The following is a 9,733-nucleotide window of genomic DNA, read 5'->3' on the forward strand; positions in this document are numbered from 1 at the left end:
CCACTTAATTAACCAAGAGCCCCCCAATGCCCTACGAGCTGGAAAATCGTTTAGTCATCGGTGTCGCCTCCAGCGCGGTATTTGATCTGCTGGACTCGGACGCGGTGTTTCGCAGCCAGGGGGAGGAGGAGTACCGGAAGTTTCAGGAGAAAAACCTGAACAATCCGTTACCCAAAGGGATCGCTTATCCTTTCATCAAACGTTTGCTGTCGCTAAATGACTTGTGTGAAGACCCGTCCGATCCACTGGTCGAAGTGGTGCTGTTATCCCGAAATGACCCGGACACAGGGTTGCGGGTGATGAAGACCATTGAGCATTACGGCCTGGGCATGACCCGCGCCATTTTCATGCAGGGTCGGTCGCCGTACGAATACATTCCGGCCTTGAACATTGCGTTGTTTCTGTCGGGCAACAAGGCTGACGTCGAGGCTGCGATCAAGGCCGGGCATCCGGCTGGGCAGGTGCTGGATTCGCAGTTTGATGACGATGAAGATGACAAGACGCTGCGCATCGCCTTCGACTTTGACGGGGTGCTGGCGGGGGATGAAGCCGAGACCGTCATGCAATCGTCCGGTCTGGTGGAATTCCATGCCCATGAAGTGAAAAACGCCATGGAGCCGCACAACCCAGGCCCTCTGAAAGAGTTCATGGTCCGGATGGCGAGGATCCAGTCTGTTGAGGAGGAGCACAAAAAGCTCAACCCTGACTATGAAAACCGGATCAGGGTTTCCATCGTTACCGCCCGAAGCGCCCCATCACATGAGCGCGCGCTGAATACCCTGAAGAGCTGGGGCGTGATGGTCAACGACGCGTTCTTTCTGGGCGGAATAGAGAAGGGCAAAGTGCTCGCCGTTTTGAAGCCACATATATTCTTCGATGACCAATCCGGGCACCTTAAGTCCGCGAGTGCCGTGGCACCTTCGGTTCATATTCCGTTCGGGATTACCAATCGCAAGCCGGTTGAGTTGCCTGTAGATGGTGCCGTCACAGACCACACCGTTTGAGCGTCGAATGACGGGTTTATGACGGCTGCACTCGCTCCAACAGCACCCCGTTTATTCAGTGATTTATATTTTGTTTGATAGGAGGTCGCGCTGGAAACATTACCCGCAGGACCGGCTTTAGCCGGGAGTGCATTATTTCTGGAAAAGGATACTCGGCGAATGTACTGGCCTTCTCCAGGCTAAAGCCAGTCCTGCAGGCCCACCATTTATCCGGCAGGTTATGTTTTTCAGGCGAGTTCTGCCTCTTTGATGTTGGCAATTGGACCCAGAATGGCGGCGTCAAACTCATCCAGCGCAATGCCTTTTTGAAGTTTCTCAGGCAGATCAGGATTGGCCAGCGCCGCTTTACCGATAGCAATCATGTCGACGCCTTCTTCCAGGGCTCGTGCAATTCTGGCTGGGTCATGCAGACCTCCATTAGTGATAATGGCTATCCCGGGTGCGAATCGCTTTGCCAGTCGGCTCAGGCTGTGTCCGCCATTATCGAATGCGGGGGCCAAAGCATCATGCTCAGTCACATGGATAAAATCGACGCCTGAGTCGGCGATCGTCCCGAAGATGGTTTCAGCGTCAGCCTCACGGCCTTCCCATTTGTGCAGGAAGTTGTTGACCTTGCCTTGCGATATCCGCACCCCGATCGGAGTGTTGTCTCCCACTTTTAGCCTCACGGCTTTAAGAATTTCAACCGTTAGCCTCAGGCGGTTTTTAAGATCGCCGCCCCACTTGTCCCCGCGCACGTTGGTGTAATCGGTCAGAAACTGGTCCAGAAGATAGCCATTCGCGCCGTGGATCTCCAAGCCATCAAATCCTGCTACTGAAATTGCCCGATGTGCCGCCTGCGTAAAGCCTGCAATTACGTCGCCGATATGCCCATCAGTCATTGCCAGTGGGTGTTTGTATGGTCCGTTCCCATAGTAAAACGCCATTTCTTCGCCGTTGGGCTGGATGGCGGACGGGGCAATGTTTTCGGGCTTGAACCGGTTGGCTTGCGACAAGGCTCCTGCATGCATGAGTTGTGCAAAGACCGGTGTTGAATGTGTGTGAGCCGCTGTTATAAGCGCCTGCCACGACTGCGCCTGAATGTCGTCGCTCATGCCGGGTTGTGAGCGATAGCCCTGAGAGTAGCGTTGGTCTGTATAGAGGCCTTCAGTAATCAAAAGCCCGAAGCCGCCCCGGGCGAAGCGTTCGTAATACTGCACCATCGCTTTGGTCACAGTGCCGTCTTCACTTGCACTGACACGGGTCATCGGCGCCAATGCAAAGCGGTTCCTGATGAATGTGCCGTTTATATCGAATGATGAGAAAGCATGGTTGTGGTGATCGGTCATCGAGTTATCCTGAATCTGATAGCTGAAAGTAGACGACTGCCAGCGAATGTTGATAGATAGCACTAAGGATAGCGATGACACTTCAGCGGGAGTACTGTCTGGAGCTGATAAGCCTGTTTAACGATAAGTGATATAGCCATGCAACTAACTGATATTGCTGTCCTTGCAACCATTGCGTCTTGCGGAAGCTTATCCGGCGCTGCTAGGCAGCTGGGCACGAGTCCGATGTCTGTCTCCCGTCGTCTCGCGGCACTGGAGCATGACTTGGGTGTTCGGCTCCTGCATCGCACCACGCGCTCCGTTGCACTGACACCTGAGGGCGAAGCATTTCTTCCCTACGCCCAGACCATGCTGGAGGCAGAGGAAGCTGCACGGGCGATGCTAGCGCCCACTTCAAGTGGTGCCAGCGGAACGCTACGAATGACTGCGCCGTCAGTGTTTGGTCAGGCTGTGATAATGCCGCTGATTCCGGCGTTTCTTGACAGAAATCCTGCGTCGCGAGTCGACCTGGCCTTTTCTGACAGTCTAATGGACGTGGTGGGTCAAGGCCTGGATTTGGCGATCCGAATCGCCCCCATGCGGGATTCCGGATTAATCGCCAGGCGCCTTGCAGACAACCCACGATTGCTCTGCGCATCGCCTGATTACCTGGCTCGCTACGGTGTGCCAAAAGTAATGAAGGATCTTGTCGGCCATTCATGTCTTGTATTGCACGCGATGCCGCAGTGGCCCTTCGTCGTTGATGGTCAGGTGCGACTACTTAGCGTGCATGGGAGTGTTTCGGCAAGCTCAGTAGATTCAACTCGAGCGGCATGCCTGCAAGGTCTCGGGCTGGCCATGCTGACCTACTGGGATGTACGTCAGCAGTTGGAAGAGGGCTCCCTTTCACGCGTCGACCTTCTGGACGCCGACATGGAATCGTTATCGGTCTGGGCTGCGATCCCCTCAAGGCATTTCACACCGCTACGAGTGACTGCCTTCCTGGAAATTCTTGAGAGTGCTCTGGCCCCGTCCGCTTGAGGCGCTAATAACTTTGATATACCAACGTATATTTTAACGTCCTTAGTTTCTGTCGATCCGATAACCGTCAGTCCTTATGCTTTACCCCAGTAGAGCAAACCTGATGACTGGATCGAGGTGCTCCATGCGTTTGCTTCACCTGACAAGGTGGATGCCAGACGTTTGAGCCGCACGACAGAGGCTATTTTATGCGTTTTTCCCTGCCTGCAACCCTGAGAAGCCCGATAAACAAACCGGCACAACCGCACTCTGCATCCTTGCTCGCTGAGGGCGCGCTGATTGCCGCGATCGCTTTGCTGGCGCTGTTTGTTTTTTACAGTGCCGGACAAATGAATCAGCCACTCAGCGTCCTTGATTCTGCGCCTGTGTCACTCGATCTGGCGCACTTGCCCTCGTATACCTTGCGTACCACCTTGCGCATGTTTGCCGCGTTGTTTGTGTCTTTTGTGTTTTCGATTGTTATCGCCACACTGGCCGCTAAAAGCCGCAGGGCCGCGATGGTTATCTTACCGGCGCTGGATATTCTTCAGTCGGTGCCGGTGCTGGGTTTCCTGACGTTTACGGTTGTGTTCTTCATGAGCATTTTTCCGGGCCGCCAGTGGGGGCTGGAGTGCGCGGCGGTGTTTGCCATTTTTACCAGTCAGGTCTGGAACATGACCTTCGGTTTTTACCAATCCCTGAGGACCGTACCTAACGACCTTTACGATGTCAGTCGGCAGTTTTCGTTCTCGCCGTGGCAGCGGTTCATCAAGGTCGAGTTGCCGTTCGGGATGCCGGGGCTGGTGTGGAACATGATGATGTCCATGTCAGGCGGCTGGTTTTTCGTCGTGGCCTCCGAGTCCATCACGGTCGGGGACAGCACTGTCAATTTGCCGGGTATCGGTTCATGGCTGGCGCTCGCGATTCAGCAGAAGGATATCGCCGCAATCAGTTGGGCGGTGCTGGCCATGGTCGGTGTGATCGTTCTGTATGACGTGTTGTTTTTCCGGCCGATCGTGGCGTGGGCGGACAAGTTTCGATTTGAACAGACCGCTTCACATAAACGTCCGCGATCACGGGTCTACGACCTGTTCAGGTCCACACGACTTGTGCCGCTTTTGTTTGCATCCCTGCGCATTGTGAGTGACTGGATTCCAGCAGTGCGGATGCCCCGACTGGCGCGAATTGGCTTCACGATCAACGCCCGGTGGCACCGTTACCTCGATCTCGCGTGGATAGCGTTGGTCGTGAGTGCGTGCATGACCGGCATCTATCAGTTGGCGTGCTTTATCGGCAGCACTCTGGGCGTGGAGGAGGTGGTCAATGTGTTTGGTCTGGGGCTCGCCACCCTGGCGCGCGTGGCGGTGCTAATCGTCCTGGCCAGTCTTGTTTGGGTGCCCGTCGGTGTCTGGATCGGTCTGAATCCGCGCTGGGCAGAACGTTTGCAACCCGTCGCGCAATTACTGGCTGCGTTCCCGGCAAACATTCTGTTCCCGTTTGCCGTGGTCACGATTGTCGCCCTGAAGCTGAACCCGGATGTATGGCTGTCGCCGCTGATGATCCTGGGTACCCAGTGGTACATCCTTTTTAACGTGATCGCCGGTGCCAGTGCCTTGCCAACTGACTTGCTCGAAGCGTCACGGGTGTTCCGTGTGCGGGGTTGGCAATGGTGGCGCAAAGTCGTGCTGCCGGGTGTTTTTCCCTATTACGTGACCGGCGCTTTGACCGCTGCCGGTGGCTCCTGGAACGCCAGCATCGTCGCCGAGGCGGTGTCGTGGGGCAGCGATCATCTGTATGCGTCGGGGCTGGGTTCTTTCATTGCTCAGGCAACGACGGCGGGGGATTTCCAGCGGGTGGCGCTGGGTATCGTTGTGATGTCCGTGTTTGTGGTCGGTTTCAACAGCCTGCTGTGGCGTCCGCTGTACCGTTTTGCCGAACGTCGGCTTCGAATTGATTGAGGGTATTCCAATGGAAGTAATCGACAAACGTTGTCTGGTGGACGTGCAGGGACTTGGTCATGTTTACGGCACGGCCGGGGGCACCAAGCGCGTGGTGCTGGATGATGTCGCCATGCGTCTCAACGACGGCGAGGTCATCGGGCTGCTGGGGCGGTCGGGGTCCGGGAAATCCACACTGTTGCGCTCCATCGCCGGGCTGGTGTCGCCCACCACCGGTGTGGTGGCGTTCCCGGCAAATACGCCGGGTGTTTCGACCTCGGTGCGGATGGTGTTCCAGAGTTTTGCCTTGTTCCCTTGGCTGACCGTCCTTCAGAACGTTGAAATCGGCCTGGAGGCATTGAGCGTGGCAGGGCCAGAGCGGCGTAGGCGGGCCTTGGCGGCCATCGATATGATCGGCCTCGACGGGTTCGAAAGTGCCTACCCCAAAGAGCTGTCCGGGGGCATGCGCCAGCGTGTCGGTCTGGCCCGCGCGTTGGTGGTCAACCCCGATATTCTGCTGATGGATGAGCCGTTTTCCGCTCTGGACGTGCTGACCGCGGAAACACTGCGCACGGATTTGCTCGACCTCTGGAGCGAGGGCCGGATGCCGATCAAGTCGATCCTGATGGTCACCCATAACATTGAAGAAGCGGTCTTGATGTGTGATCGCATCCTGATTCTTTCCTCCAATCCGGGGCGGATCATGTGCGAGGTAAAGGTTGATCTCGCCCAGCCGCGCAATCGTACAGATCCTGCTTTTCAGGCGCTGGTCGAAAGCATTTATGTGCACATGGCGGGCGGCACTACCGTGCATGCGCAACGCGAGAGCCTGTTTGCAGGCAACGGCATCGGCATGGTCTTGCCGCTGACTTCCACCAACGCGTTGGCGGGTCTGATCGAGGCGGTGGACAATGCTCCCTATGGCGGGCAGGCCGATCTGCGTGAACTGGCCACGGCATTGCGCTCCACGTCGGGTGATCTTTTTTCGCTGGCAGAAGTGCTGCAACTGATGCGATTTGCCGAAATGCGCGAAGGCGATATCACGCTGCTGCCTGCGGGTCGACGTTACGCCCAGTCGGACGTGGACGAGCGCAAACAATTGTTTGCCCAGCACCTGCTCAGGTATGTGCCGCTGGTCAGCCATATCCGTCGGGTGCTGGATGATCGTCCGGGGCGCACGGCACCGGCCAGACGCTTTCGTGATGAGCTGGAAGATTTCATGTCCGAAAGCGATGCGGCCGTTACGCTGGACTGCGTGACCCAGTGGGGACGCTATGCCGAGCTTTTCGCCTATGACGAGGGGGCTGATCAGTTCAGTCTGGACAACCCGTCCTGAGTGGGTTGAAGTTTTCAGTGAACAGGCGACGGTGGCCGCTATACACTCTGCGTCTGCAATCCTGATGGGGTAATGCGCGATGGTGATCCAGTGAGACGGACTCGATTAACGCTTCGTTTGGTCCTGTTGTTCGCGTTGGCGTTGGGGATTGCTGCAATTGATACGGTCACCGATCTTGAAATTGCGGTCGGGGTCTTTCAAGTCATCGTGGTGCTGATCGCCGCCAGGTTTCTGCCCGCGCGGGCGGTGGCGGGGGTGTCCCTCGTCTGTATGGTACTGACGATTCTGAGTTACCGGTTCACGCGCTTTGGTGATACGGAGTCGGGACTGGTTAATGTGCTGATCAGCCTCGCGGCCATTGCCTGCACGACCTGGCTGGCATTGCGTCTGTCGGCGGCTATTCGCGCCGTACACGAGACCCGCGCGCACCTGGAACATGTCGCCCGGGTCAATGTACTGGGCGAGCTTGCCGCCTCTATTGCCCATGAGTTGAACCAGCCACTGGCGGCCACAGCCACCAGCGGTAGCGCCTGTCTGCGCTGGATCGCTGCGGATCCTCCCAACCTGCCGAAAGCCCGGCAGGCGGTGGAGCGCATCATCGAAGACACACATCGCGCCAGTGAAATCATCGCCCGGCTGCGCAGCCTGGCGAAGCATCAGGCGCCAACCAAGCAGTGGTTGAACGTCGAAGATACCGTCAAAGGGGCTCTGCGGTTGATCGCCGGTGAGTTGGCTGAGCAGGAGATCGCGCTGCACGTGCAAGTCGAAGAAGGCTTGCCTCCCGTGTTGGCTGACGAGGTGCAGATTCAGCAAGTCATCCTCAATCTGGCCATGAATGCGGTTGATGCGATGCGTCAGGTAAGTCCTGAGCGGCGAACGCTGGAATGCAATGTGGTGCTTGAATCGCCCCAGCAACTGCGCTTCTCGATTACCGATCAAGGCAACGGCCTGTTGCCGCGCGATTGTGAGCGGGTGTTCGACGCCTTCTACACGACCCGACCAGAAGGCATGGGAATGGGGTTGCCCATCAGCCGTTCCATTATCGAAGCCCATGATGGCCGGATCTGGGCCTCGACCGGTTCACCGTTTGGCGCTACTTTTCACTTCACGCTGCCCGTTATTGCCCGAGAACCCGATGCCCGAGATTACCGTTGAAAGCGCTGCCGACATGGTTTACATCGTCGATGACGACCGCTCGGTGCGTGAATCCCTGGAGGACCTCATGGGGTCGGTCGGTCTGGCGTGCATGACGTTCGGTTCCGCTCGCGAATTCATGGACGCTACATTGCCCGATGTGCCCGCTTGTCTTGTGCTGGATGTGCGTATGCCCGGTATGAGCGGGCTGGATTTCCAGCGAGAAATGGCGCGACTTTGTATTTCACTGCCTGTGATTTTTATCACCGGGCACGGCGATATCCCTATGTCGGTAAAAGCCATGAAGGCGGGCGCCATCGAATTTCTGACCAAGCCGTTCCGTGAGCAGGATCTGCTCGACGCCATCAGCCAGGGTTTGAGTCAGGACAAGCAAACCCGTGAAGCGGCGGCCCGGACTGATCAGTTGAAGCAGTGCCACGCCAATCTGACTGACGGCGAGCGAGAGGTCATGGAACTGGTGGTTCAGGGGCTGCTCAACAAGCAAGTGGCTGCACGGCTGGGCGTAAGCGAAATAACCGTAAAGGTTCGGCGCGGCGCGTTGATGCGGAAAATGGGTGCGGATTCCCTGGCGACGCTGGTCAAGATGTCGGAGCGTTTGAATCTCGAAAGTTGATTGATCAGGTATTGCTTCGTTGCTCCTCGAATTAAATATCCAGATCAACCCAGACCGCCGCATGGTCAGAACCCGCATTCTCTTTGCGGGTCAGTTCGGGGTACGTTTCCCAGCGTACAGGCCTGGAGCCTGGCCACATGCCCTTGCGGAAAACCCCGCCAGCGCTGACTTTTTTGAACAGTTCCGGAGACAGCAGCAGGTAATCGATTTTGTTGGAGGCGTTGCACGAGCCGTACGTTCCGGGATAGCCGCCGTCGTTGAAATGCTCATGGGTAAATGCGTCCTTCAGGGTCGAGTCCTGGAGCAGCGGTTTCAACGCGTCGCTGTCTGGCGTGTCATTGAAGTCGCCCACCACGGCGACATACTGTTCGCCTTGCTCGATGAGCGAGTTGTAGATTTCCTTCACTCTGTTAGCCTGGGCAAGCCGTCTTTTCGCGGAGTCGGTGAGGCTGCCGTAACCTTTGCTTTTCAGGTGATTGACGAGCAACACAAGTCGCGCGCCGGAAGGCATGTACAGGTAAAACTCCGGGCAATCCCTGGAAAAAATCAGCTGGCCTCCGTCATCGCTATCGTCAACGTGACTGCGCATGAGGCCGATGGGGAATCCTGGCTTGGTCGTGACGCCGACATCAATGCCGCGCTCGTCGTTGCCGTCGATCAACATGACATGGCTGAACACATCGCCGCCTAGCCCGCTGATGATTTCGGTATTGAAGTCACGAAGGGCTGGCCTGCTTTCCGCTTCTATCACTGCCAGTACGTCTGCCTGCAGATCAATCATCACTCTGGCGGTATTTCGCATGGCTTCTTCGTCAACCGGGGCCTGAATCAGTTCAAGCGATCCGGTCCAGTCCGCACGGCCATTGGCGACAATTGTCATCTCACTGTTACGGGGCCGTTTGACCAGATTGCCGCGGTTTTGCCGAAGCATCACGAATGGGCCGCGGTCTGATCGGCTGAGCCCAAGTTCGGCCAGCAATTTCACCATGGCTGTCTTGTCGGCGACGGAGTAGGTTTCCTGTCCCAGCAGCGCATTGAGTTTTGCGAAGCTCTCCAGCGTTGGCTTGCCTTCCGCCCACCCATCGAGACTCATCGCCTTGGCGCGATTGAACAGGTTTTCGACGTTGTAGGAGGCGAGTCTCATGGGGCATACCTCAAAAATGGGGGCGAATACGCTAGCTTCAGCGTTGCACAGGCCAGTGACATTGAGATGAATGTGTTACCGCAGCCGCTTATCAAACGATAGGCCTGTAGGAGTCGCCCTGTTCTGGTCAAGTTTTTCCGGACACCGATTACGGTGATCAAGCCGCCTGCTGCTCCATAGCTATTGGCGACAAGTAGTTGTTGTAGCTGTGGAGTCT

The 9,733-nt window shown here is 56.8% G+C and carries 8 protein-coding genes; 6 read left to right on the forward strand and 2 right to left on the reverse strand.

The features are described 5' to 3' along the window. The first annotated feature begins 26 nt into the window (after positions 1-26). Positions 27-1,004, forward strand: coding sequence for a 5'-nucleotidase (locus tag KDX30_RS11550; protein WP_231675795.1), 978 nt, complete (start codon positions 27-29; stop codon positions 1,002-1,004). 227 nt (positions 1,005-1,231) lie between these two features. On the opposite strand, the gene KDX30_RS11555 is transcribed toward KDX30_RS11550, so the two are convergent. Further along, entirely contained in the window at positions 1,232-2,332 is a 1,101-nt protein-coding gene (locus tag KDX30_RS11555) for an NADH:flavin oxidoreductase (RefSeq protein WP_231675796.1), read from the reverse strand. A 138-nt stretch (positions 2,333-2,470) separates the two neighbouring features. Between KDX30_RS11555 and KDX30_RS11560 the strand changes: the two genes are divergently transcribed. From KDX30_RS11560 to KDX30_RS11580, 5 genes are all read left to right on the forward strand, one after another. Then, positions 2,471-3,352, forward strand: coding sequence for a LysR family transcriptional regulator (locus tag KDX30_RS11560; protein WP_231675797.1), 882 nt, complete (start codon positions 2,471-2,473; stop codon positions 3,350-3,352). Positions 3,353-3,540: 188 nt separating this feature from the next. Continuing rightward, complete coding sequence (locus KDX30_RS11565) at positions 3,541-5,289, forward strand: ABC transporter permease (RefSeq protein WP_231675798.1); 1,749 nt, start codon at positions 3,541-3,543, stop codon at positions 5,287-5,289. A gap of 10 nt (positions 5,290-5,299) precedes the next feature. Beyond that, a complete protein-coding gene (locus KDX30_RS11570) occupies positions 5,300-6,604 on the forward strand; it encodes an ABC transporter ATP-binding protein (protein ID WP_231675799.1) in 1,305 nt (434 codons plus the stop codon). Between the two features lie 72 nt (positions 6,605-6,676). Beyond that, on the forward strand, positions 6,677-7,759 hold the full coding sequence (locus KDX30_RS11575; protein WP_231675800.1) for a sensor histidine kinase: 1,083 nt from the start codon (positions 6,677-6,679) through the stop codon (positions 7,757-7,759). Next, positions 7,740-8,372 (forward strand): response regulator transcription factor, encoded by a 633-nt coding sequence (locus KDX30_RS11580; RefSeq protein WP_231675801.1) that lies wholly within the window; start codon positions 7,740-7,742, stop codon positions 8,370-8,372. The genes KDX30_RS11575 and KDX30_RS11580 overlap by 20 nt, the downstream gene beginning before the upstream one ends. A gap of 31 nt (positions 8,373-8,403) precedes the next feature. Here KDX30_RS11580 and KDX30_RS11585 read toward each other — a convergent pair whose 3' ends face one another. Next, positions 8,404-9,516, reverse strand: coding sequence for an endonuclease/exonuclease/phosphatase family protein (locus tag KDX30_RS11585; RefSeq protein ID WP_231675802.1), 1,113 nt, complete (start codon positions 9,514-9,516; stop codon positions 8,404-8,406). Positions 9,517-9,733 lie beyond the last annotated feature (217 nt).

Source organism: Pseudomonas quasicaspiana, from assembly GCF_021147825.1.
In the GTDB taxonomy this organism is placed as follows: domain Bacteria; phylum Pseudomonadota; class Gammaproteobacteria; order Pseudomonadales; family Pseudomonadaceae; genus Aquipseudomonas; species Aquipseudomonas quasicaspiana.